Annotated in this window: 1 protein-coding gene; it reads right to left on the bottom strand. The window is 65.5% G+C overall.

Features of this window, described 5'->3' with window-relative positions; translation table 11 throughout:
• A partial coding sequence (locus tag GYA94_RS26880; protein WP_161893476.1) for a response regulator occupies positions 1 to 249 on the bottom strand: 249 nt, incomplete at both ends.

Raw genomic sequence — 249 nt, forward strand, 5'->3', positions numbered from 1 at the left:
GTCGATGCGCAGGCCGCCGATCACGATCAGGTCGTGGTCCAGCCGTGGCTCGTTGACACTGCTGCGGCGCAGCAAGGTACGCACCCGCGCCAGCAGCACACGGGGCTCGCAGGGTTTGCTCACATAGTCGTCGGCACCCATTTCCAGGCCCAGTACCTGGTCGTGGCTGTCGTCACGGGCGGTCAGCATCAGGATCGGCAAGCCTTGCGATTCCTGGCGCAACAGGCGGCAGACCTGCAGGCCATCAAG

The organism is Pseudomonas juntendi (genome assembly GCF_009932375.1).
Classification (GTDB): Bacteria; Pseudomonadota; Gammaproteobacteria; order Pseudomonadales; family Pseudomonadaceae; genus Aquipseudomonas; species Aquipseudomonas juntendi.